This is a genomic window from Amycolatopsis sp. VC5-11, assembly GCF_037034185.1.
Taxonomy (GTDB): Bacteria; Actinomycetota; Actinomycetes; order Mycobacteriales; family Pseudonocardiaceae; genus Amycolatopsis; species Amycolatopsis nivea.
On the sequence record NZ_JBAGKF010000001.1, the window covers coordinates 91354 to 112133 of the forward strand.

The following is a 20780-nucleotide window of genomic DNA, read 5'->3' on the forward strand; positions in this document are numbered from 1 at the left end:
TTCAGTTGTTCGCGTCGCGCCAGAAGGCGACAGTGGTTCCGGCGCCCACGCCGGTGAACTGGATCGCCCGAGAGGATTTGGGCGGGAGAGAGATGAACTGGGCGCTGCCGAGCGCGCCCGTGCGGTCGATGCCGTCGAGCGTCACCGGCGTCGGGTTGAACGGATCGCAGTCGATCCGCAGCGTCTGCCCCGCGACGATCGTCCCGGTATAAGCGAGCACCCCGCCGGACACCGGGTCGGTCCAGGCCGGGTTCTGCAAGCTCGAGGGGGTGGTGACGACCAGCAGCGGCCACGTGGTCGTGCTGCCGCTGTTTTCCAGCGCCAGCACGTTGTTCGCGCCGCTGCTGCCCCAGTCCAAGCCGCCGTTGCCCCAGTCGAGACCGCCCGGCGTGCCACCGATCCAGTCGAGACCGTCAGTGGCCCCGGTGGCCAACGTCGCCTTCGCCGAACGCTCCACCGTGGACAGCAACCGACCGTCTGCCGCGTACAGCGGCAGCTGCCAGTCGAAACCCGCGCCGTCCGCCCATACCGCGCACCGCGGCGCGTCCGCGTCCAGCTCGACCGTGATCTGCCGCGGCGAGATCCCGTCGTCGACCACGAGCAGCGCCTGGCCGCCGTCCGGGAAGATCCCCATCAGCCGGTCGCGCGCGGCCACCCGGGCGACCCGGTTTCCGGCGTCGCACCAGCCTTGCAGGACTCCGGAGCGGGCCGCCGGGTACGAGCGCGAGCGGTACGCGCCCGACCCGAACGGGCGTTCGTTGGTGTGCATCTTCCGTGCCGGGCCGTCGGTGACGAACGAGGCACCGCCGGGCGAGATCACCCAGCGGCACCCCTGATCGTCGTCCACGTTGGCCGACCACGAGCCGATCGTGTACGTCGGGAGGATGACCTGCGTCGGCACCTCACACTCCCCTCATCGACCAGCCGACCTGGCTGGAGACCGACGCCGCGATCCGCTGCGGATCCGAGTCGGCCGGCGGGTAGATGTGGAAGTGCTGCACCACCTGCTTTCCGGCGACGGCAGATGATGCCGACCGCTGCGCCGGAATAGCCGCCGTTGCAACCGGGGCCGCCTTCGGCGCGAACGCGTCCGGAGTCATCCCCCGGTTGATCGCCAGCAACTCCGGCAGCCACTTCGCGGTGTCCACCGCGTTGACCACGAACTCCTTCGGCGACACCCACGCCGGAATCAAGTCCTGACGCGGACCGCCCGGACCGGACAACAGACCACCGCCGATCGCCGACAGCGCTCCGGCCGTCGCACCGCCCGAGGCGTACCGGCGAGCACCGTGATGCGTCAGCAGACCGCCGCCCGCAGCGAAGTCCGCCCGGTTCGCGCCGCGCGGCAAAACCGGGATGCTGTAGGTCGCCGTGATCTTCATCGACCGGTTGCGAGCGGCCTCGTTCAGCGCAGCCTCAGCCTCCCGCACATCGGCCTTGGCGTGCACCTCAGCCCACGTGCCGTCAGCATTCTGCTTCCACAACCGCACCGCGCCCGTTGCCGGGTCGGTGGTCGCGAAGGTCGTTGTCGTGGCACCAGTGGAATCGGTCGTCTGCTTCCACTGCCGCACCTTCCCCGTCGCCGGGTCGATATCGGTCGTGGTCCGAGTCTTGCCCTCGGTGCTGTTCGTGACGGTCTTCCAGTTCGCAACAGCCGAGCCCGCAGGGACCGTGTTGCCGTAGACCGACACGGTTCCCTTGGTCTGGTTGATGTTCGCGAGCAGCACGTCCGCGGCATGCTTGCCTTCCGCGGTGTTCGCGAACACCTGGAAGGTGCCGTCCGGCAAGCTGACGATCTGGTAGCCGAGCTTTCCGAGCGCGTCGACTGCTTGCTTGTCGTCCGCGGTCAGCTTCACCGACGCGCCCGCTCCCAGCTTCGTCAGGTCCGACACGACGCGCTTGATCTTGTCCTGCGTCTCGGTGTCGCCTTCCAAGCCGAGCGTGGTCACGATGTCAGCCGGGACCAGGCCGTAGTGCTGCAGCAGCGTCTGCACCTGGGAATCGTTGAGCCCCAACTGTTTCAGCTGCTCGGCGAACTTCTCCCGCAACGGCCCGAGCTTCGACGTGATGTCCTCCGCCGACGCACCGCCGTCCTTGAGCGACTGCGCATACGACGCCATGTCGGTAGCGCCCTGCTGCAGGACATCCTGCAGCTTCGACCCGGCCTCGGACGTGGTGTTGATCGCGCCAGAGTTGTCGATCAGATCCTTGGTGTGCTTGGACAAACCCAGGTCTTTGAACGAATCGCCGATGGCCCGCAGGTGATCGTTCCAGGCTTGCAGCGCCTCCTCTTCGGACTTGTGCCGCCCGGAGAGCCGGTCGAGCAGGTCGATGATCGCCTGGCCCTTGGACACCGTGTCCCCGGCGGTCTGGTTCAGCGTCGTGAACGCCGAGTTCAGGCTGGACGCCGCGGCTTTCGCCGCGTACTGCGCGGGCGTGACCTCCTGCGCCGCAGCGGAAACGCCCTTCAGCGCCTGCGAGTTGGCGTTCGCATCCTTCGACGCATTGGCGAACGTACCGCCCTCGCCACTGATGATGTCCAGCAGCTGCTGCGCCCGGAATCCCGTGTCGTCGTAAGCGCGGGCGACGCCGTCCACATAGTTAATGTGGTCGTCGAAGGCCGCGCGCCCCGCCTGGAATCCCGTCGCGACTTTGCTGTGCTCGGTCGCGATCGCCTGGAGAGACGCCTTCAGGGTGTCGCCCGCCTGCGTGTTGCCCAGGTAGGCGTCCTGCAGCTGCTGCAAGCCCTGCTGCCCCACCAGGTTCAGCACGTCCTTGTTCAGGTTCCGCACGCCGTCGGCGACCTTGTAGTTCCCGAGGTCGTAGGCCGCCTGCGAACGCACGTTCTCGTCGATCGCGCCGCCGGAGTCCCGCAGTGCCTGCGCCAGGTTGCGCTCGCGTTCCGCGTGCGCCGCCGCGTTCGCCGCTGCCGCAGCTTGCTTCTGTCCAAGGATGTCCAGGCCCACACCGAGCGCCACGGCGGCCAACGCGGCCGGGTGGAACGCACCCGCAGCTAGCCCGCTGATGGTGGCCTTGAACTTCCCTCCGGCGCCCTCAGCTGAACGCACCTTGTCAGCAATGCCCTCGAAACCCTTGCCCGCGTCGATGCCCAGCTTCGAGAGGATCATGGTCGACGCGGTGAGCGAACCTGCCAGCTGCGTCAGCTCGGGCGGCAGCAGCGACACCAGACCGAGCACAAGCCGCAGCACTCCCACGGCACCGGTCCCGGCGTTGGTGAACCCCTGCAAGAACCCAATCGCTCCCGAACCCTGCGCAGTCAGGTCGACCAGAGCGCCGGTGACATCGTCGGTGATCGCGTACAGCGAGTGCAGCGGACCGGCCGAGCCTTGCGCCAGGTTGGCGAACAGGGTGCCGAATCGGGACAGCAGCAGCTGCACGATCCCGCCGAGCAGGGTCATGCCCTGTGCGGCACCGGCCGCGCCGGCCGACGCGTTCGCGAAGAACTGCCCGAGGCCTGTGCCGGTCTGGCCGACCAGCGCGCGGAATCCGAGCAGGGGTTCCTTCGACGCCATGACGGCAGTCACCGCGCCAGGCATGGCACCCTCGGCGAAGTCCGTCACCGCGCCAGTCAGGATCCGCACCGCGGGCGCCGAACCGTTGACCGCGGCCGCGACCTGCGGGCGCAGCCGCCCCCAGGCCGCGCCCACGTCGTCGAGCGCCCCGGCGACTTCGGTCTTGAAGCCGCCGCCCATCTGCTTCGCGTCGCGCTCGATGTGCTCGACCAGGTCGGTGAACTTCGTCGCGATGCCCTCGTCGGTCGAGGCGATGTAGGTGCCGAGCGCGGCGAAACCACCGGCGATCAGCGCCAGCGACGTGCCGACCCCGGCCGCGCCGACCGCAGCCGCGGCGGGCAGCCCGACCGACAGCATGGTGAACTTCAGGGCGTCGAACTGTGCGTTGGCACGCTTGGCCATCCGCTCGAGGTCGTCCTCGGCGGGCCGGGTCTTCGCCTCGACTTCCAGCTTTACGGTGCGGCGCCGGGCGACCAGCGCGGCCAGTTCGGCCTCGGCCTTGCGGATGTCGGCGTCGACTTCGACCGAGGTGCCGCGCTTTTTGTTCAGCTCCTCCAGCTTGGTGCGGAGCTTGGCGATGTTCGCGTCCAGGTCGATGACGGCCTTGCGCCGCGTGGCGACGAACTCGTCCGCCTTGGCCTGCGCGAGCTTGTCGTCGAGGTCGGCGTCGAACTTGACCGGTTTCCCGGCCGAGACCTTCTTCTTGACGGCCTCGGTGTTCTTCGGGTCGTTGAGCGCGGTGTCCCACTTGACCGCGGACTCGCCCTCGATGCGGGCGCGGATGCGCTTCTGGTCGCTGGAAGTCTCGTCCTTCAGCCGGATCTCGACGAAAGCGCCGGCCAGTTTGAACTCTCCGCCAGGTGCGGTCACGGAAGCCTCCTCACCCGAAGTCGAAGACGCCCGCCTGGTTCACCCCCATCGGGGCGAACTCGCGGGACTGGTTGTGTGCCGTGACCATCGCGACCGGTTCCTGTGCGGGCTGCTCGTCGACGGGCTCGGCCGCCGGTGCCGGCCGCTCTGCTTCCAGGCGGAGCGCGTGCCGCACGGCGCCGTCGTAGAGCGGCAGCCGCACCATCCGCGGCAGGAACACCGCGGCGGGCAGTTGGTCGAGGTCGTCGACCCGGTGGAACACGGACATGTCGCTCAGCACGTCGTCGAGGTGCTGGAAGAACCAGCCGACCGTCGACAGCCGTTCGCGCCAGGCGTCGGTCAGGCTTTTGGGCCGAACCCGCTTTCCGGCAGGATCCGGTCCATCAACGCCTTGAAGATCGTCTTCCAGGCGGCCGGGGTGACGGTCTCGCATTCCTGCAGCGCTTCCCACGCTTCCGGCGTCAGCAGCTTCTCCGCGGCGTACTCAATGGCTGCGGACTCGCCCTTCGTGACAGCGATCGTGAACGCTTTCACCGACCACGATGGCGGGACCTGCTTCGGGATCGTGTAGGTGGTGCCGCCGATGGTGAACAGCGGTTCGCGGTCGGCGAGCATCTTGTCGGTCTCGGCGCGCGCAGCGTCGTCGTCGAGCACCAGGCCGAGGTCGGCCGGGGCCTTGGTCGGACGCTTGCGCGGTGTCGTCTTGCGGGCGGTGGTGGTCTTGCGGGGCGCGGATGCGGCCATGGTGCGGTCCTCCTGACAGGACAAGGGAAAGAGGGGCAGCCCCGTGCCCGCGGCGGTCAGGCGCGCACGAGCCCGGGGCTGCGTCGAGGGGGTGGGGTCAGCTCGCCACTTCGTCGATGATCCGGAACGGGCTCACCGTCTCGGCGACGAAGAACGCCTGGAACTCGACCGCCAGCACCTGCTGATCGGTCTTGGTCCAGCTCAGCTTCGTGTTGCCCGAGGGCAGCGCCTTGCGCACGATCACGCGCCGCTTCAGCGACCGGGAACCGTCGGTCACGTCCGGGCCGAGCCCGTCGATGAGCAGCGTCCGGTACGGGGCGCGGTTCGCGTTCTGGCCGGCGTTCAGGTCGGACACGGAGTAGTTCGCGCCGGTCGGGCCCGCAGTCATGTTCCACGCGTAGGCGAGGCTGACGCGGGTCATCTCGGCGAGGTTGCCGGAGACCTTGATGTCGCGGTCGGTCAGCCGGGCGCCGAGCTTGTCCACCAGCTGGTCGCCGGTGAGCGGCGTCCAGGTCGGTTCGACCGACACGTCGGTGCCGCCGAGCGTGATGCCGGTGTCGTACCAGGCGCTCGCGGCCGGGGCCAGGTTCACGTCCGCCAGCGCGGGCTCGTAGGGCAGGGTCGGGTCGAACGCGTTGCGGTAGATGTACAGCCGGGCCGGGCCCATCACCAGGTTTCCGGGCTGCAGGCCATCGGTATCGGCCATGATCACTCCAAAGAGGACTGTGGGCCGTGCGGCCCGTACGGTTGGTTGACCAGTCCCCTCACGGGGTGCTCTTGGCGACCGGGACCCAATTCAGGACCAGGTCGAGGGCATACACGGCGTAGTCGCCGAAATCGCCGTACGCCCGCCTCGGCTTCCCGAGGACCCACGCGGTTTTCACCACCGCGTTCTCGCTGCACTCGGCCAGCTGCAGGAACCACGGCTCTCGCCGGTAGGTTCCCGCCTGCACCGCAGTGGCGAGATTGCGCGCCATGTTCCACGGCGGCGCGTCGGTGCCCGGCGTGGTCGCCCAGGCGCGCACGTCCATCACGGGCGACTCGAACCGAGCTTCCGGCAGCGTGCTTCCGCCTGCCACCGCGACAGTGAGGAACCCCGTTACAGCCCAGGTGTTCGCCTCGCGCGGCAGGACTTCCCCGACCATCGCGGCCGAGAACCCCGACAGCTGCGCGAGCCACGCCCGCGTCACCGCCTCGTCGGAGGCGTAGATGAACGGCGCCGTCATCACGCGCCCCGCTTGCGGTAGAGCGCCGGACGCAGGTACGGCTGCGGCGGCGCCACGTCGCCGGTGAACACCGTCTCGCCGTCCGGCCCGCGGTAGGCGACCCGGTGCCCTTCCTCGACGTACAGCGCGTAGTTCAGGTCCGTGCCGATCCGCGCGGTGTCGCCGCGGATCTCACTCGACAGCGACTCGCGCAGGTGCCCGGTATCGACCGGCACCAGACGTTTCGCGTCTTCCAGCACTTCGCCGGTGAGCCTGCTGAACAGATCCCGGACATCGGCGGCGATCTTCTCCCGCCAGCCGGGTTCTTCGCGGTATTCCGCCACGGTTCACCCCCCGTCGTCGCCGATGCGTTTCAGCTCCAGCTCGGTGTCCGGCGTCCGGCCCGGCGTCCGCGGGCGGGTGACGTTCTGCACCAGGTACAGCACGCCGTTGGTGTCGTCGCGGATCCGGTCGCCGGTGCGGATGTCCGTGGTGGACGGGACCGCGCCGGAGACGACGCGCACCACGCGCGGGGTCTGGGTCGCCGGGTCCCAGGTGCGGGAGTGCCGCTCGTTGACCGCGAGCAGCACGCCGGACGCGGCCGGGGTGGTGTTGTCCGGCACCGGGTCGCCGTAAGCCGAGGGCGTGGCGCCGCGGAAGATCGACGCCCGGCACGTCGCGAGCGCCCACATCAGAGCGGCCGCCAGTGTCCGGGGTCGTTCCCGTCGTCGCCGTACACCTCGCGGCGCAGGTCCACCGGTTCGTTCGGCGCGCGGACGTGCAGCGAGCCCGAGCCGAGCCACGACACCCGCCGCAGCGCCTGCGCCGCGTGCGGGGCGAGGGTTAGCCAGGTGCCGGTGCCTTGTGTCGACTGGCTCCCGCCGGTCGAGGTGATGTCCTGGCGCTCGAACTGGTCGGGCTGCGCGGCCTGCCACGCGGCCTGGTATGCGACGGCGAGTTTGAGCCAGTACTTGTCCCGGTCGCCGACTTTGGCCGCGTCGGCGTAGATCCGGCCCGCGTAGCTGTCGATCACCGCCTGCGCGCGCAGCACCTCGGCGTCGTCCACTGTGGACTTCGCGTAGGTGGTCACGTCCGCGACGGTGGCCCAGCTGTCGACCATGGCGCACTCCCTTCCGGAGAGGGGCCGCGCAGCGAACCACGCGGCCCCGTCACGCCGTGCGTCAGCCGATCACCAGCATCGAGAACGCGCCCGGTGCACCGACCGCGAAACCCTTGCGGGCGCGGAAGTACAGCACGTTCTCGTCGGTGTCGACGCCGATCCCGGTCTGGCTGTCCTGGAAGTTCAGCGCCAGCGGGTTGCGGTCGCCGACCTGCAGGTACTGCCGGTTGCCGAACACGATGAACGGCTTGCCGGTCGGGTTGGCCGACCCGGCCGCGCTCGTCTTGGCGCCCATCGAGAACTGCAGGTCGTAGCCGAACAGCGTCCGGGCGGTCGCCGCCTGGCCGCCGCCGGCGGTGCCGTTGCTCGACTCCTGGAAGATCGGATCGCCGTTGGCGTTCTTGATCCCGCGCAGCACCTGCTTGAACGACGGGTGCGCGATCACGACCGTCTCGGCCTCGTCGAAGAAGTCGCCCACCTCGTAGAGCCCGAGCGCCGCCGACAGGTTGTCGTACGTCGCCGCGGTCGCGCCCGTGGTCAGGTTCGCGTTCGCGGTGTACCCGGTGACCGTGTCCGACTGGGTCAGGACGTAGTAGAGGCTGTCGAACAGCCAGCCGCTCGTCGCCTTCGACGCGGTGATGCCGAGGGTGACGTTGTCGAACAGCTTGCCGTACGAGCTGCCCGCGTCCACGCTCTTGGTGTCCACGATGGACGCCAGCGAGTCGGACATGTCCTCCTCGGCGACGGTGACCTTGCCGCCGATCTTGTCCGAGGCCAGCAGCACCGAGTCGTTCGGCGAACTGTCGGCCGGCGCGCTGGTGGACTTGGCCCAGCGGCCGAGGACCACGCCGCCGGAACGGGGGGTGTAGAGGGTGTTCGAGCCCATCGGCACGTGGTTGCCGAAGCGCTCCACGGCCGAGGTCTGCTGAACCTTCTGGATGACATCGGGGTTGGTCTCGATCGGGATCCAGCCCGCCCCGGTGAAAGCGACAGCCATGACGGCTCTCCGTTTCAGTTGGGAAATGAGGGAAAGGGCCGTGCCTCGGGTTGCTGCGCGGCCGGAATGCCCTCACGGGCTGCTCTTGGTGCTGGGGTGGCGGACCGGATCAGCCGCCGTACCGGGCGGCGATGATCTCGCCCGGGGTCTTCGGGGTGTCGGCGGTCTGCTTGCCGCCGGGGGTCAGCCGTCCGGGCCGCGGCTTCTCGCCGTCGCCCTCGGCCTTGAAGAACTCGGGGTACTCGGTCTTGACGCGCTTCACCTCGGCCTCCAGGCCGGTGACTGCGCCCTGCTCGTCGATGTCCAGCTTGGACACGTCCACCAGGCCGATGAGCGCGGCCACGCGGTCGGTCTTCGCCTCGGCCTCCAGCAGCGCCGCGCGGGCGCTTGCCTTCACCGCAGTCGGCTTGTACCTAGCTGCGGCTGCCTCCTCGGCCTCGCGCTTGGCCTTCTCCGCGTCGGTCTCGTGCTGCTGCTGAAGCTCCTTCAGCTTCACCCGGCGGCTGGCCGACTCGGCATTGACGCGGGACAACTCGGCCTGCTGGGCCTCCCACTCGGCTTTCGTCGGCGGCTTCCATTCGGTCGGAGTGCCCGCGCCGCCGTCCTTGCCGTTGTCGGTCCCGCCGGTGCCCTGGCCATCGCCACCGGCAGTGCCTCCGCCGCCCGTGCCGCCGTCCTCGCCTGCTTCGCGGGCGAACTGGCGGAACCGGGAGTTGAGCGTCTTGGTCGCCATCGCGGCGTCCTCTCTTCGTGTCCGCCCCGTCTCGGGGCTATCTGGTGAACCGGCCGCGTTGCACGGCCTTCTCGGCCCGCTTCTTCACCGAGGCGGGCACCTGCCAGCCGGACGGTGAGCGGGAGTTCTTGCCGGATCCGATGCGCGCGAGCAGCCGGTCCGCGGCGCGGAGCCGGATGTTCTCCGACTCCGACGGGAGCTTGTCGCCGCGCAGGATCGAGCGCTCGGCCTCCCGCCGGAGTGAGGCGGGCAGGTCGAAGCTGGCCGAATCGGCCGCGGCGGCGGCTGCGCGGCGCGCGGCGTCCGCGGCGACGGTGTCGCCCTTCGCTTCGGCTTCCTTGATCGCGTCGGCCCAGTCGTGCGTGACCGACAGCGCGCCCTCGGTGTCGTGCCCGAGCCACGGCGTGACCCGGCACCGGCAGTTCGGGTGCCGCGGCGGCCCGTGCAGCGCACCGTGGAACACACGGGCCTTCTTGCCGAACGTGCGCGCCGGATTGAACTGGCCGTCCCAGTCGATCACCTGCCCGGACTGGGCGAGGCAGTCGACGCACGCGTCCCGCTCCGCCACCCACACCAGCCGCGCGCCGGAGGCCTTCGCCGCTTCGCGGATGCCGGCGTTCAGCTCGGCGTTCCACGCGGTGCGGGCGGTGCGTTCCAGGATCGCGTTCGCCTGCCGGGCAACGGACGCGCGCGCGAGCACCTGGTCCAGGGTCGCGTCGCGCAGCCGGTCCAGCTCGGCCGCGCCGGTCTCGAGCTTTTCCTGTGCCCAGCGCACGCCGCGCTCGATCGCCTCGCGGGTCCCGCGCTCGACCTCGCCCGGGTCGGCCAGCGTCGGCAGCCCGATCTCGCGGGCTCCCTGGTCGGCACCGAGCAGCCGGGCGCGCTGCGCGTGGTGCAGCATCGCGTCGACCGGGTCCAGGCCCACGCCCACGATCCGCTCGATCAGGTCGTCGAGGAACGACCGCAACGGTTTCCCGTTCGCGATGTCCGCGGGCTTGCCGAACAACCGGTTCCACGTGCGCAGCAGCCACCGCCACAGCGCGGTGAACGCGTTCTCGACCGGGCCGACGATCTCCGCGACCGCGGCGTCTTCGGCGTCCTGCGCTTGCTTGTCGTGGCGGCGGATCAGCTCACGCGGATCCATCTCGACCGTCCTCGACGAGGTCGCCCATGACCTTGGTGACCATCTGGTTCACCGCCGCCTGGTCCATCACCCCGGACGAGACGGCCGTCGCCATCGACGCCATCGCTTGGCCCAGCACGGCCAGCAGCTCGACCCGCTGCGGCAGGCCGCCGTCGCCGTCCTCGAACCAGCGCGCCACGTCCTCGGCCTTGTAACCGACCTCGGTCAGCGCCTGGTCGACCGGGACGCCCAGTTCCTGCTTCTGCTTGGCCTGCGCGAGTTTCGTCGTCTCGTCGGTGGACTCGATCGGCGCCCACGCCAGCGTGACCGGTGCGTCGTCCTGGCCCAGCAGCTTGAGCACGAACCGGTAGAAGCCGCGCCAGGTCGGGTCGAACGCGGTCTTGCGCCGCGAGGATTTGTTGTCCAGCGGCTCGTTCGCCGTCTTCAAGCTCTCGCCGCTGGGGATCTGGCCGGTGCGGTCGAACAGGTGCAGCGGCGTCTTCGACACCAGCGCGCCCTCGCGCAGGTACGCCTCGCGCCGGTCGAGGAAGACCGCCGGGCTGCCCGGGTCGAGCTGCTTCACGTCCCGGTAGCCCTCCAGGTCCCAGAAGGAACCCGGTTCGCTCGACAGCTTCGACTTCCGGTCGCCGGTCGTCGAGCGGGTGCGCTGCCCGTCCGGGCTCGCCAGGAACTCGTCCTCGTCGAGATCGTCCACCGGGGACGGCCCGACCTTCCCGGCCTCGCGCAGCCCCAGCCGCTGCGGCAGCGTGTTGAAGTCCACGCCCGCCATGTCGCCGATCTCCAGCTTCAACAGCTTGTTCTGCGTGCCGTAGAAGCACTTGTGCTCCGGCGTGCCGTACTCCCCCGGCAGCCCGGTCCCGTGGAAGTGGAACACCGGCAGCTCGCCGTACGGGTTGTCCTCCTCGGCCGGGACGCCGTCGGTCTCGTACGGCTGGAAGTCGCCGGCCTTCGACGCACGAGCACCGCGGGAGATCAGGTGCTCGATCCGGTCGGCGTAGATCAGGTCCACCCGCGTCCGCTTCGCGCCGAGCGGGGTCTTCACCTGCCACCGCTGGATCGCGAACCGTTCCTCGCCGTCCTCGTCGTAGACCACGCGCATCGTTTTCGGGTCGTGCACCGAGACCTGCACCTTGCCCTCGACCACGTCGCCGTTGTCGTCCAGCCGCGGCCACGCCATCAGGTAGGAGTCGCCGAGCTGCAGCGCGCGCCGCATCACCGCGGGCCGGACCAGCGCCATGTTGTTGGCCTCGTCCACGTCCGCGATCATCTGCGTGCGCTCGTCGGTGTCGGACGTGATCGCCTCGATCGTCAGCTTGTCCGCCACCGCGTCGATCACCACATCGCCGTGCAGCGTCTCGAACTCCACGCCCTGGTCGCGCAGCAGCCGCCGCACCCGCCGGGAGGTGAACACCTCCTCGACCGGGCCGTCGCTGTACGCCTTCGCCTTGCTGTAGCCGGGCGCGGCGTCGTCCATCGCCTTCAGACCGTCGTCGAGATCCGCCACCACAACCCCCTCACGCTGCTGCTTCCCGCGCGCTCACCTGCTGCGGGGGTACGTCCTTCAGGAACACGTCCACGCCGGTGCCGACGGCGTCCACGAGGTCGTCGTGCGCGTCGAGCGGGAACTTCAGCATCTGCGCTTCCAGCTGGTGCAGCCGCCGCTCGTGGAACACCATGCCGCGCTGGTACTTCGCCAGCAGCGAGCCCGCGCGGACCTCCTTCGGCCGCGTCTGGTGCACGGTCGCGACGTTCACCGGCAGGTCGTGCAGGATCGCCAACCAGGTGTCCCCGCCTTGGTTCGTCTCGACCACCACGCCGCCGATGTCCGGGAACTCCGTCAGGATCTCCAGTACCAGCAGCCGAAGCCGCTCCCCCGGCGGGATCTTCACCTGCCGGGCGTAGCGCACCACGCACGCGCGGTCCGGGCCCGGCGCGGTCGCGCCGATCACCGCCAGCGCGGTGTAATCGCTCTTCGCCTTCGTCGTCACCGCCGGGTCGATCGACAGCAACTGCCGCGCGACCGGCAGATCGGCGCGGTAGACGAAGTCCTCTTTGGACCAGAACGCCGTGTCCGCGGCCATCGGGTCGTTGCGCATCTGCGACTGGAACGACCGGGTGTGCCGCATGCTGTTGATCCACGCCATCGGCCAGCGCTCCGGCCACAGCGACCGCTCGACGCCCTCGGCGTCGGTCTGGATGATGTCGTAGTAGCGGGCCGTCAGCTGCTCGTCGTCGACATACTCCGGGTGCTGCTCGCCGCGCTGCTTCGCCGCGATGTCGTCGATGATCGCGCCCGGCATCGCCACCGTCCCCGCGATCGTCACCGACGCGAGGTTGTTCATCGGGAACAGCCCGCCGGTGATCGTCGCAAGCCGGGACGCCTTCTGCACCGGCGAGTAGTTGCCCTCGGTGCCCTCCACGTCGTCGAGGATGAGGTGATCCGGGCGGGTGTTCCCGATCTTCAGTCCGAGCACCTGCGTGTCGATGCCCGCGGCGTTGAACACGAACCCGCTCGCGGCGACGTACATGTGCTGGCTGTCCGACACCGTGGTGCCCGACGGCCGGCGCGCCGGGGTGACAAGGTCGGGGAAGTCGAACCGCAGCAGCTCGTTGTTCTCCAGCTCCCGCTTGAAGGTCCCGAGATGGTCCGTCGCCTGCTTGTCGCTGTTGGCGAACGCCGCGATGAACCGCCGGTGCCCGTGCGCGGCGAGCCACATCGGGATCAGCAGGAACCACCACGTGGACTTGCCGCTGCCGCGCGGGGCGATGATCGCGTCCCGCAGCTCGCCGGGCAGATACGAGGCAATCGGCCGGATGTACCGCTTCGCCAGGTCGCACCAGTCCAGGTGCGCCTCGCTGAACGTCAGCTCCCCCCGCGTCTCCGGCCCCGCCAGGTGGTGCGGCAGGTACACGAGCGCGAACAACATCGGGTCAAGCCGGGTCAGAATCCGCCGGCCTTCGGCATCCGCCAGCAGCCGCTCGTCCAGGCCGGACAGGTACGCGTCGAGGTCGAACATGGTGCCCTCCGCGTCCTGCCCGTGCGCGGTGCCGTGACCGAGGGCTCTACCCGACTCCGCCGGGCAGCCGCTCAGCCCCAGGTCTCGGCGAACAGCCGGACGTTCGGGTTCGCCTGCGACAGATCGTGATGCTCGGTCGGATGCCAGAACTGCACGAGCGGCGTGCCCGGGTAGTTCTGCGCCGCGGTGCGCGGAGTGTCGCGCTGCAGGCGATACCAGAGGTCCACGTCTTCGTAGCCCCAGCCCTCATAGCGCTCATCGAACCCGCCGACCTTCTCGAAGGTCGCGCGGCTGAATGCGATCGGGCCGACGCACGGGCTTGTGAAGATCTGGTGCGGGAAGTCCCGGAGCCCCCGCACCGCGCCGGTGTCCACGAACTCGTCGGTCCGCGCCTGGTCCAAGTCGACGCCGCGATCGAACAGCAGCGTCCACGGCTGGCGGTCCAGTTCGCTCGCTGCCCACCGAACTGTCGTGGGGCACGGCAGGAAGTCCGCACCGAAGGTCACGAACTTGTCGTACTCCGGCGGCGCCACGCGCACGGCGTTGTTGACCGCACGCGCCACGCTGAACCGGTGCACGTTCGTCCACATCGGACCATCCGGCACCAAGTACTCGGCTTCACGAACCTTGCCGAACAGCGGGTCAGCGGCCACGATCAGGTCGCAGTCGGTCTGCTCCCACAGCTTCCGCACGCGGGTCCACACCCGCTCGCGCGGCCCGTTGTCGGTGCCCCACGGCACAATCACGGCGCTCACGACTGCATCCCTGACCACGTGGCCAGCAGGCTCACGCCCACGATGCACGCCACGACGAACACGCACGCCCAGACCGGGTGGTCGTCGGCCCAGCCGAACAACGGCTCATGCGGGTACGGCTGCCATCGAACACGCTTCATCAGCAGTAGCCCCCGTTTCCTGCGTCCGGCAGAGCGGTCCACCGGCCCGGCTCGACGCGGTGCGGCTGCTTGCCGCCGTGCGCGATCGCGTCGGCGATCTCCCGCCAGCGCGCGCAGAGCCGGTACTGCTCGTCCAGGGTCATCCCCGGGCGACGGGTCAGCTCGTCGTGCCGCTGCGACTCTTCGGTGGCGGCCGCCGCGAGGTACTTCCGCTCGGCCTCTGTGAGGTCGCTGAACTTGCTGATCATGAGCTGTACGCCTCTTCCCACCGATGTGCGTTGCCTTCGATCGTTCGGCCAGCGGCCCATTCCTTGGCCTGCTTGCCCAGCTGTTCGCGCGCCTCGGCGTCGTTCACGAGGTAGCGCAGATGGTCCGTCCAATCGCTCGCCCGCGAGGCCAGGTGGGCGACCGGAGCCGCGTAGCCATTGAGCACGCGGTACGGCGAGCCGGGGAAGTCCGAGACGATCGCCGGGATCCCGAGCGCGGACATCTCGACCAGCGCCAGGTCCGACTTCGCCTCGTTGAACCGGCTGGGCCGCAACGGGATTACCGCCAGATCGAAGTCGACCGCGCGCAGGAAGTCGCCGACCGCCTCGTGCCAGCCGGTCCACCGGGTCCGGCCGTGCCGCGTGGCGACGCGCTCGTGGTACGGCGCGCCCATCGCGTGGAACTCCGCGCGGTCGCGGTTGTCCGGGTGCTGCAGGAACCGGCGCAGCGGCTTGGCCAGCTCGCCGAAGTCCCTTCCGTGGCTCAGTCCGCCGCGCCAGCCGATCGTCACCAGGTCGCCGGTCTTCGGGCGCTCGTGGTCGAGCAGCCATCCCGGGATCTGGTTGGGCAGCACGTGAATCGCCGCGGTGCGGTTGATGGTGCGCGCGTGCTCGGCGAGCCGGTCCGTCGTCACGGTGATCACGTCGGCCACGGCCATGTTCTCGTGGTACCGGCGCACCCTCTCCTCGTCGTAGAAGCGGTGCGCCTGCCGGTTCGACGGGTCCACTTCGGACAGCAGATCGTCGGTCTCGAACACCAGCCGGGTATGCCCGGCGCGCGCGAGCTTCTGCCACGTGTGCGACGCACCCACGGTGCACACGCGCTGGCCCACGATCACGTCGCACTCGCCGTTCTTCGCCTCGTCGGGCACCACGCGGCCGTCGGCCATCACGTCGTGTCCGCGCTTCGCCAGCTCGACCCCGGGCAGAAGGCAGCGGTAGTAGCCGCAGCCGGAGTAGTCGGCCAGCCAGTAGAAGATCTTCACGCGCGCCGCCCTCTCCCGTGTCGTGCGGCGATCTGCTCGCCGGCGGTCGGTGCGCCGTCGTGCTTGCCGGGCCAGCGCCCGAAGTGCTTGTGGTAAAGCCGGGCCGCGGCACCGTGCACCTGGCGCTCGGGCACGCCCTCCTTGAGCAGCGCAGCCACGAGCGAGCGGTACGGCGTCGCCGTCGCCGCCCAGCGGGCCAGCCCTTCGCCGAGCCAGTACGCCTGCAGCCGCGCGGGCATCGCGCCAGCCATGCGAGCCACCCCCCGATCGTGATCAGCGAGTTGAAACGGCGAAGCGCGAGCTCACGACTACGAAGCATGGTCAACATCACTTACGCAGGCGTCGACTACCGTGTGCACGACGCGATCAACCCAGCGCACGCCCAAGACGACATCAAGGAGAAGCTGAGCCAGGGCCCGTTCTGGTTGTCCGCCGAGATCGTCGGTGCACCGAATGGCAGCAACGAGGTAGAGCTGCTGATCTCGCCTGGCGTGCCGCTGGTGATCAAGCTCTTCTGACCGCTCGCCGCCGTGGTCGCACCGGCTGTCACGGCGGCCCTTCGGTCAGCCGGGCCTCGTCTTCCTCCGTCTGCTGCCTGGCACGCTTGATCAGGTCGATCAGTCCGTCCGGTTTCGGCTCGACCCGGGCTTCGACTTCCGCGCGGGTGGGCGCGTCGAGGCCGAGCAGCTTCGCGATCCGCTCTTCGATCCGCAGCAGCCGGTCGATCGCGGCCAGCTGCGGCGCGTCGTCCTCGACCGGGACACCGTCGAGTTCGACGACGCGACCGTTGGAGACCGTGACGTGGTAGCGCTCCAGCACCGCGAGCGCGGCCTGCCGCATCTCGCCGAGCCGTTCCAGCTGGACCTTCCGGTACTCCGCTGCGAGCGGCAGCACGACCTCGTCGGCTTCCTGCTTGGTCCAGTTCTGGATCGTGGTGTGCGAGACACCGAGCTTCTCCCCGGCGGCGCGGTCCGAGTAGCCGCGGAGCTTGAGCCGGTACGCCTCGGCGCGGCGCTCGGCCTGCTGGGCGCGGTTCGCGTGGTTCTGGCCGGCGTCGGGCATGACGGGTCACCGCCCTTCCGCACCGTGGATCCGGGAGCGCGGCGCAGGCGCGAGGTAGGTGCACGCTGCGCCGCGCTCGACCGGAGATGAGAGAACCCCACCGACCCTGTGGTCTGGTGGGGTTCTGCGGAGACAGCTCCGCCTCGACTTGTCACACGCGTGACAGAACAAATGTTAGGCAACCTCGGCACGGTCGTCAAACACGGTCGTCACATCGATCATGCCCAGCACGTCAGCCAGCAGGAACCGGCCGTGCTCATCCGGCACGATCTGCCCGCGACAGCGCCACTGCCGCACCCGCGCCGCCTTGACCGGCTCGCCCCAGCCGCGGGTCTCGTCCTCGATCTCGGCAGCCGTCAGCCACGTCGTCTCGACGTACTCGCGGGCCGCGTGCACCGACTCGGCGCGCGACAGCCACTCTCCGCAGCCTCCGCACTGGCCGGCCACGCGGTCGAACTCGCAATGGACGGCTTCGCCGCACGTACACAGGCCGAGTGGGACCCGCGCCGGGCGCTCGATGCGCTCCATTGCCAACTCCTCCAGCTCGACATACTCCGAGCCCGCAGCCCATGCGAGCCGGTCGCGCAACTCCAGCGCGTCGAGGTCGATCGGCGGCCGGGAGCGGAACCCTGATTTGGTGCCGATCACGCCCGGTTTGCGGGTGACGGCCTCGCGTCGGACGACGTGGCCGAGCAGGTCAACAACCTCGGATGCTTGCACGCTGCCTCCCTACCGAAACAACCCTCGCCGATCACTTTACAGCGTAAGGAGTTGGCAAGAAGGCAGCGGCAAGAACATTCAGCCGCCGAGTGCCATCCGGGCCCGGTGCCATTCGGGTCCGCGATGGCGCTCCTCGCGGTCGATGACCTTGCTGGCGGCGAGGGCGAATTCGTCGGGCGGTTCGGGCGGGTTGTCGATCATCATTTGCCGGAAGATCGCGGCACGGTCGTAGAGTCGGTCGAGTTCGGATGGCGGCCGGGTCTCGTCGGGCTGGTACTGCTCGCGCTGGGCCGCGGGGCGGCCGGGCATGGATTCGCGCATGGCGGTTCTCCGTTCAGGCGGCGCGGCGGCGGTCGTGTCCTTTGAGGACGACGGTGGTGCACATCTCGGTGAGCCGGGAGGCGACGCGGTCGCCGAGGATGGTGCCGAGTTCGGCGGGCGGGACGTTGCTCGTGATCAGGGTCGGGAGTTGCTGTTCGTACCGGTGGTTGACGAGCCGGTAGTTGATCTCCTCGACCCATTCCGAGGATTTCGCGGCGCCGAGGTCGTCGACGAAGAGCAGGTTCGCGCGGGCGTGCTGCTCGAAGAGTTCTTCGGAGTCGCGGCCGGGGCGGGGCCGGAGCTGGGCGTAGAGGTCGGCGGCGGTGACGATGGTGGGTCGGCAGTGTCCGCCGTCTTGGACGTACCGGTAGAGCGCGCCGAACGCGGCGTGGGTTTTGCCGACGCCGGTCGGGCCGACGAGCAGGATGCTCCGGCCGCGCAGGTAGCCGTTGCTGGTGTTCGCCTCGGCGAGCGAGCCTGCCCAGGAGAGCAGGTCCGCGTGGTCCGTGCTGGCGTCGAGGTACCGGTAGGGCACGTTCCGCTCGAAGTGGGCGCGGATGCGTCGCGCGGCGGCGGCGCGTTCTTCGGCGGCGATGCGGGCTTCGGCTTCGATCTCTCGCTGTGCGCGCTGCTGCTGCTTCCACGCGTCGAAGGTGAGCGGCGTGTCTGCGGCTTCCCATTGGGCGCGTTGCTGGTTTTCCCATTCGGCGAGGGTGTCGGCGAGTCGTCGGGGCTGGTTGGTCGTCATGGGTCACCCCAGGGGTTGGTCGTAGGCCGATTGGTCGGCCGGGTTGCGGAAGGTTCGGTGGCCGCCATTGGCGGCTGGCTGATCCGGGACGACGGCGGATTCCCACAGGTCGCCCTTGAGCCAGCGCTCGAAGTCTTTGCGGTACTTCGGCTCTCGGGTGGTGGCCGCGACGTAGGCGGGAATCGCCTGAGTGATCACTGCCGGATCCGCGCGCTTGATCGCGCGCTGCCACTCGGCGTAGGCGGTGCGCTTTCCGCCCTTGCGGCCGTATGCGACCCACGCGGCTTCGAAGCTCTCGGAGTAGGCCGCGGGCTTGTTCTCGGACGCGCGAGCGTCGCCGGAATCGGCGTAGTTTGTAGAGGTAGAAGTAGTAGAGGTAGTAGTAGAGGTAGTAGGGGGCTCTTCTCCCGATGCCTCGACAATCGGCAACGGCAATGGCTCGGCCGATGCCTTGTCCAATGGCATTGCGGATGCCTCTGGCGGGTCCATTTCGGACGGATCAACCGAAGGGTCTTTGAGTACGGCCAGGAGCCTTTTCGAGTTCCATCCAAGGAGGCTCGGTTCGTCGCGGCGCAGCCGCTGCAGCTCGTGGACGATCACGCCTCGGATGCGCGCGGACGCGACACCCTCGTACGCCTTTGCGGCCGCGGTCGCCATGAACTCGCGGGCCATCAGGCCGTCGTGGCGCAGAAAACTGCGCACGAGAGCTTCGTCGGTGTCCTCGTCGATGACGAGGAACATCGCGGCCTGCAGCTCGGCGGCGGCCGTCTCGACGGCGCCCGCGACCCAGCCGGCCGCGAGTGCCGCGATCCGCTTCGGCCGCCAGTCGGCCACCCCTGCGTAGCTGAGCGACGGCGAGGTCAGGATGAGGAGGTAGAGGTGTTGCGCCTCGACGCTGAGCGCGCGGAAATCCGGGTCTGTCCAGATGGACAGCCGGACGTTGGCCTGTTCACGTGCCACGGGTAGTGCCTTTCGCGGTCCCGTGTGGGGCCGGACCGAAGCCCAGCCCCACACGGTGGGTCAGCTGCGGTCGTTGAGGATCCGGCGCGCACGGTCGGCGAGCTGCTTGTCGAACTCGACGAGCACCGCAGCGTCGTGGCGACGCAGCACGGCCATGCTCGGGAACCTCCGGCCGACGATCATGCCGAGCGCAGTGCAGGCGGGCGGCGCGACGACGGCGAACCATGCGAGTGCGGTCACCGGGTCACCTCCGGCGCAACGACGAGGCCGAGGCGAGCACGCCCGATCCGGCGGGCGTCCTCGGCGATCACGCGGGCGAGGATGGCCGGCATCGCGATACGCACCGCCTCGCGCAGCAGCCCGGGGCTGAGGCGTTCGATCAGCTCCTCGGCTTGTGCCAGCTGGTCGAGATCGGACTGCGCGTTCCAGTCCTCGACGGTCGGAATCGAGCCCGTCAGCGGGTAGTAGGCGTCGATTACGGCGTCGGACATCGTCCGCTCCCGCGGCGGGCACTGGGACTCGAATTCCTCGTCGAGCCGCTTCACGTAGGCGACAGTGGCCGCGACGGTCAGCTTGTCGTCGGCACCGGGGTGCCCGATCTGCCGCAACGCGAGCTGCGCGGCGGCATCCTGGACGATGCCGCCGTCGAAAGGCTCGGTGATCGGCAGGTCGACCGGTCGGGAGCCGTGAGTCTGGACAGCGTCGTGATAGGCGGCCCAGACCGGGAACTCACGGGCGTAATCGGCGTAGACCTCGTCGCGCGTGGGGCGCGCGGTGGGGATGGCGGTCATGCTCGACCGTCCTTTCTGGACTCGCGGGACGGGCGGGCCGGGCGCCATGCCAGCCCGAGGAAAAGACCGACACCGAACGCGCCAGCAAGCCAGACGAGCGCGGTAAGCAGGCTCACGCCGCACCTCCCTGGGTGCGCGCGTACCAGGCTCGGCCAGCGTCAGTCGCGGACCACACGACCCACTCGGATCCGCGGTGCTGTCGGGTCTTGCCGGAGTCGGCGAGATAGCCGCCTTCGACCAACTCGAGCCTGCGCGGCCGAACCGAGTTGCCCATGATCCGCAGGTCTCGCTCAATCTCGTAATCGGTGCTGCCCGCACCGGACTCGACGATGAACGTGAGGATCCGGCCGCGCTGGTTACCGGTGCGCGGCTCGACCAGCCGCGCGGCACGCGCCGAGGTGAGCGCCGGATCAGCCGCCACCTTGCCTTCTGCGTCGGCGGTGACTTCCGCCATGAGCCGCGCGGTCGCGGCCTCTCGCTCTGCGGCGAACGACGCGACCGTCGCTTCGATCCGGTCGGCGGCCTCGCCGGGGGCGAGCGTTCCCGCGCGCAGTCCAGCTAGGTCGGCGGTCACGAGCTGCTGCAGACGGGACACGGTGTAGACGGGAGGGACGGCGGTCGACGAGGGGGGTTCGGCCGCCATGCCCGGGAAGAAAAGCGTAGGTTCG

General features: G+C 69.5%; 28 protein-coding genes. 1 reads left to right on the forward strand and 27 read right to left on the reverse strand.

The features are described from left to right. Position 1 precedes the first annotated feature (1 nt). The 19 genes from WA670_RS00515 to WA670_RS00605 all read right to left on the reverse strand — a co-directional run bounded on the left by WA670_RS00515 (position 2) and on the right by WA670_RS00605 (position 15770). Positions 2 to 901 carry a hypothetical protein gene (locus WA670_RS00515; protein ID WP_336156636.1) on the reverse strand — a complete coding sequence of 300 codons (900 nt, stop codon included), beginning with the start codon at positions 899 to 901 and terminating at the stop codon, positions 2 to 4. Position 902: 1 nt separating this feature from the next. Beyond that, positions 903 to 4403, reverse strand: a complete 3501-nt coding sequence (locus tag WA670_RS00520) for a hypothetical protein (RefSeq protein WP_336156637.1) — start codon at positions 4401 to 4403, stop codon at positions 903 to 905. Positions 4404 to 4413: 10 nt separating this feature from the next. Continuing rightward, positions 4414 to 4836 (reverse strand): hypothetical protein, encoded by a 423-nt coding sequence (locus WA670_RS00525; protein ID WP_336156638.1) that lies wholly within the window; start codon positions 4834 to 4836, stop codon positions 4414 to 4416. Beyond that, positions 4743 to 5147: a hypothetical protein gene (locus WA670_RS00530; RefSeq protein WP_336156639.1), complete on the reverse strand. Its 405-nt coding sequence runs from the start codon at positions 5145 to 5147 to the stop codon at positions 4743 to 4745. Before WA670_RS00530 ends, WA670_RS00525 begins: the two co-directional genes overlap by 94 nt. Before the next feature lie 97 nt (positions 5148 to 5244). After that, positions 5245 to 5853, reverse strand: a complete 609-nt coding sequence (locus WA670_RS00535) for a hypothetical protein (RefSeq protein ID WP_336156640.1) — start codon at positions 5851 to 5853, stop codon at positions 5245 to 5247. A 58-nt stretch (positions 5854 to 5911) separates the two neighbouring features. Next, positions 5912 to 6373, reverse strand: coding sequence for a hypothetical protein (locus tag WA670_RS00540; protein WP_336156641.1), 462 nt, complete (start codon positions 6371 to 6373; stop codon positions 5912 to 5914). Further along, positions 6373 to 6696: an HK97 gp10 family phage protein gene (locus WA670_RS00545; protein ID WP_336156642.1), complete on the reverse strand. Its 324-nt coding sequence runs from the start codon at positions 6694 to 6696 to the stop codon at positions 6373 to 6375. Before WA670_RS00545 ends, WA670_RS00540 begins: the two co-directional genes overlap by 1 nt. 3 nt (positions 6697 to 6699) lie before the next feature. Beyond that, on the reverse strand, positions 6700 to 7044 hold the full coding sequence (locus tag WA670_RS00550; protein ID WP_336156643.1) for a hypothetical protein: 345 nt from the start codon (positions 7042 to 7044) through the stop codon (positions 6700 to 6702). Then, positions 7044 to 7472, reverse strand: coding sequence for a hypothetical protein (locus tag WA670_RS00555; RefSeq protein ID WP_336156644.1), 429 nt, complete (start codon positions 7470 to 7472; stop codon positions 7044 to 7046). Before WA670_RS00555 ends, WA670_RS00550 begins: the two co-directional genes overlap by 1 nt. Before the next feature lie 61 nt (positions 7473 to 7533). Continuing rightward, positions 7534 to 8469: a phage major capsid protein gene (locus WA670_RS00560; protein WP_336156645.1), complete on the reverse strand. Its 936-nt coding sequence runs from the start codon at positions 8467 to 8469 to the stop codon at positions 7534 to 7536. A gap of 109 nt (positions 8470 to 8578) precedes the next feature. Then, the gene (locus tag WA670_RS00565) at positions 8579 to 9202 is read right to left on the reverse strand and encodes a phage scaffolding protein (RefSeq protein WP_336156646.1); all 624 of its coding nucleotides are present in this window, start codon (positions 9200 to 9202) and stop codon (positions 8579 to 8581) included. A gap of 37 nt (positions 9203 to 9239) precedes the next feature. Continuing rightward, positions 9240 to 10346, reverse strand: a complete 1107-nt coding sequence (locus WA670_RS00570; protein ID WP_336156647.1) for a hypothetical protein — start codon at positions 10344 to 10346, stop codon at positions 9240 to 9242. After that, a complete protein-coding gene (locus tag WA670_RS00575; protein ID WP_336156648.1) occupies positions 10333 to 11850 on the reverse strand; it encodes a hypothetical protein in 1518 nt (505 codons plus the stop codon). Before WA670_RS00575 ends, WA670_RS00570 begins: the two co-directional genes overlap by 14 nt. A 10-nt stretch (positions 11851 to 11860) precedes the next feature. After that, positions 11861 to 13363, reverse strand: coding sequence for a hypothetical protein (locus WA670_RS00580; RefSeq protein WP_336156649.1), 1503 nt, complete (start codon positions 13361 to 13363; stop codon positions 11861 to 11863). A gap of 71 nt (positions 13364 to 13434) precedes the next feature. Next, positions 13435 to 14118 carry a galactosyltransferase-related protein gene (locus WA670_RS00585; RefSeq protein ID WP_336156650.1) on the reverse strand — a complete coding sequence of 228 codons (684 nt, stop codon included), beginning with the start codon at positions 14116 to 14118 and terminating at the stop codon, positions 13435 to 13437. After that, a complete protein-coding gene (locus WA670_RS00590; protein ID WP_336156651.1) occupies positions 14115 to 14258 on the reverse strand; it encodes a hypothetical protein in 144 nt (47 codons plus the stop codon). Before WA670_RS00590 ends, WA670_RS00585 begins: the two co-directional genes overlap by 4 nt. Further along, complete coding sequence (locus tag WA670_RS00595; RefSeq protein WP_336156652.1) at positions 14258 to 14506, reverse strand: hypothetical protein; 249 nt, start codon at positions 14504 to 14506, stop codon at positions 14258 to 14260. The genes WA670_RS00590 and WA670_RS00595 overlap by 1 nt, the downstream gene beginning before the upstream one ends. Further along, a complete protein-coding gene (locus tag WA670_RS00600) occupies positions 14503 to 15510 on the reverse strand; it encodes a glycosyltransferase (protein WP_336156654.1) in 1008 nt (335 codons plus the stop codon). Before WA670_RS00600 ends, WA670_RS00595 begins: the two co-directional genes overlap by 4 nt. Next, positions 15507 to 15770 carry a hypothetical protein gene (locus WA670_RS00605; protein WP_336156655.1) on the reverse strand — a complete coding sequence of 88 codons (264 nt, stop codon included), beginning with the start codon at positions 15768 to 15770 and terminating at the stop codon, positions 15507 to 15509. The genes WA670_RS00600 and WA670_RS00605 overlap by 4 nt, the downstream gene beginning before the upstream one ends. Before the next feature lie 57 nt (positions 15771 to 15827). Here WA670_RS00605 and WA670_RS00610 point away from each other — a divergent pair, with 57 nt between their 5' ends. Continuing rightward, positions 15828 to 16028, forward strand: coding sequence for a hypothetical protein (locus WA670_RS00610; RefSeq protein ID WP_336156656.1), 201 nt, complete (start codon positions 15828 to 15830; stop codon positions 16026 to 16028). A gap of 28 nt (positions 16029 to 16056) precedes the next feature. Here the strand turns inward: WA670_RS00610 and WA670_RS00615 are convergent, their stop codons facing one another. The 8 genes from WA670_RS00615 to WA670_RS00650 form a co-directional block, all read right to left on the reverse strand. Beyond that, a complete protein-coding gene (locus WA670_RS00615; RefSeq protein ID WP_336156657.1) occupies positions 16057 to 16572 on the reverse strand; it encodes a helix-turn-helix domain-containing protein in 516 nt (171 codons plus the stop codon). 174 nt (positions 16573 to 16746) lie between these two features. Next, on the reverse strand, positions 16747 to 17292 hold the full coding sequence (locus WA670_RS00620; protein WP_336156658.1) for a hypothetical protein: 546 nt from the start codon (positions 17290 to 17292) through the stop codon (positions 16747 to 16749). Positions 17293 to 17370: 78 nt separating this feature from the next. Beyond that, entirely contained in the window at positions 17371 to 17613 is a 243-nt protein-coding gene (locus tag WA670_RS00625; RefSeq protein ID WP_336156659.1) for a hypothetical protein, read from the reverse strand. 13 nt (positions 17614 to 17626) lie between these two features. After that, positions 17627 to 18361, reverse strand: coding sequence for an ATP-binding protein (locus WA670_RS00630; protein ID WP_336156660.1), 735 nt, complete (start codon positions 18359 to 18361; stop codon positions 17627 to 17629). A 3-nt stretch (positions 18362 to 18364) separates the two neighbouring features. Further along, positions 18365 to 19321 carry a hypothetical protein gene (locus WA670_RS00635; RefSeq protein ID WP_336156662.1) on the reverse strand — a complete coding sequence of 319 codons (957 nt, stop codon included), beginning with the start codon at positions 19319 to 19321 and terminating at the stop codon, positions 18365 to 18367. 60 nt (positions 19322 to 19381) lie between these two features. Continuing rightward, the gene (locus WA670_RS00640) at positions 19382 to 19561 is read right to left on the reverse strand and encodes a hypothetical protein (protein ID WP_336156663.1); all 180 of its coding nucleotides are present in this window, start codon (positions 19559 to 19561) and stop codon (positions 19382 to 19384) included. Continuing rightward, positions 19558 to 20112 (reverse strand): hypothetical protein, encoded by a 555-nt coding sequence (locus WA670_RS00645; RefSeq protein WP_336156664.1) that lies wholly within the window; start codon positions 20110 to 20112, stop codon positions 19558 to 19560. The genes WA670_RS00640 and WA670_RS00645 overlap by 4 nt, the downstream gene beginning before the upstream one ends. Positions 20113 to 20224: 112 nt before the next feature. Further along, positions 20225 to 20755 carry a hypothetical protein gene (locus WA670_RS00650; RefSeq protein ID WP_336156665.1) on the reverse strand — a complete coding sequence of 177 codons (531 nt, stop codon included), beginning with the start codon at positions 20753 to 20755 and terminating at the stop codon, positions 20225 to 20227. Positions 20756 to 20780: the final 25 nt, after the last annotated feature.

Excerpts from the sequence above, each read along its gene's own strand:
- WA670_RS00555 (WP_336156644.1), bottom strand. The coding sequence starts at position 7,472 with ATGGTCGACAGCTGGGCCACCGTCGCGGACGTGACCACCTACGCGAAG.
- WA670_RS00590 (WP_336156651.1), bottom strand. The coding sequence starts at position 14,258 with ATGAAGCGTGTTCGATGGCAGCCGTACCCGCATGAGCCGTTGTTCGGC.
- WA670_RS00565 (WP_336156646.1), bottom strand. The coding sequence starts at position 9,202 with ATGGCGACCAAGACGCTCAACTCCCGGTTCCGCCAGTTCGCCCGCGAA.
- WA670_RS00625 (WP_336156659.1), bottom strand. The coding sequence starts at position 17,613 with ATGCGCGAATCCATGCCCGGCCGCCCCGCGGCCCAGCGCGAGCAGTAC.
- WA670_RS00580 (WP_336156649.1), bottom strand. The coding sequence starts at position 13,363 with ATGTTCGACCTCGACGCGTACCTGTCCGGCCTGGACGAGCGGCTGCTG.
- WA670_RS00650 (WP_336156665.1), bottom strand. The coding sequence starts at position 20,755 with ATGGCGGCCGAACCCCCCTCGTCGACCGCCGTCCCTCCCGTCTACACC.
- WA670_RS00530 (WP_336156639.1), bottom strand. The coding sequence starts at position 5,147 with ATGGCCGCATCCGCGCCCCGCAAGACCACCACCGCCCGCAAGACGACA.
- WA670_RS00595 (WP_336156652.1), bottom strand. The coding sequence starts at position 14,506 with ATGATCAGCAAGTTCAGCGACCTCACAGAGGCCGAGCGGAAGTACCTC.
- WA670_RS00615 (WP_336156657.1), bottom strand. The coding sequence starts at position 16,572 with ATGCCCGACGCCGGCCAGAACCACGCGAACCGCGCCCAGCAGGCCGAG.
- WA670_RS00550 (WP_336156643.1), bottom strand. The coding sequence starts at position 7,044 with ATGTGGGCGCTCGCGACGTGCCGGGCGTCGATCTTCCGCGGCGCCACG.
- WA670_RS00610 (WP_336156656.1), top strand. The coding sequence starts at position 15,828 with ATGGTCAACATCACTTACGCAGGCGTCGACTACCGTGTGCACGACGCG.
- WA670_RS00560 (WP_336156645.1), bottom strand. The coding sequence starts at position 8,469 with ATGGCTGTCGCTTTCACCGGGGCGGGCTGGATCCCGATCGAGACCAAC.
- WA670_RS00540 (WP_336156641.1), bottom strand. The coding sequence starts at position 6,373 with ATGACGGCGCCGTTCATCTACGCCTCCGACGAGGCGGTGACGCGGGCG.
- WA670_RS00525 (WP_336156638.1), bottom strand. The coding sequence starts at position 4,836 with ATGCGAGACCGTCACCCCGGCCGCCTGGAAGACGATCTTCAAGGCGTT.
- WA670_RS00570 (WP_336156647.1), bottom strand. The coding sequence starts at position 10,346 with ATGGATCCGCGTGAGCTGATCCGCCGCCACGACAAGCAAGCGCAGGAC.
- WA670_RS00645 (WP_336156664.1), bottom strand. The coding sequence starts at position 20,112 with ATGACCGCCATCCCCACCGCGCGCCCCACGCGCGACGAGGTCTACGCC.
- WA670_RS00535 (WP_336156640.1), bottom strand. The coding sequence starts at position 5,853 with ATGGCCGATACCGATGGCCTGCAGCCCGGAAACCTGGTGATGGGCCCG.
- WA670_RS00630 (WP_336156660.1), bottom strand. The coding sequence starts at position 18,361 with ATGACGACCAACCAGCCCCGACGACTCGCCGACACCCTCGCCGAATGG.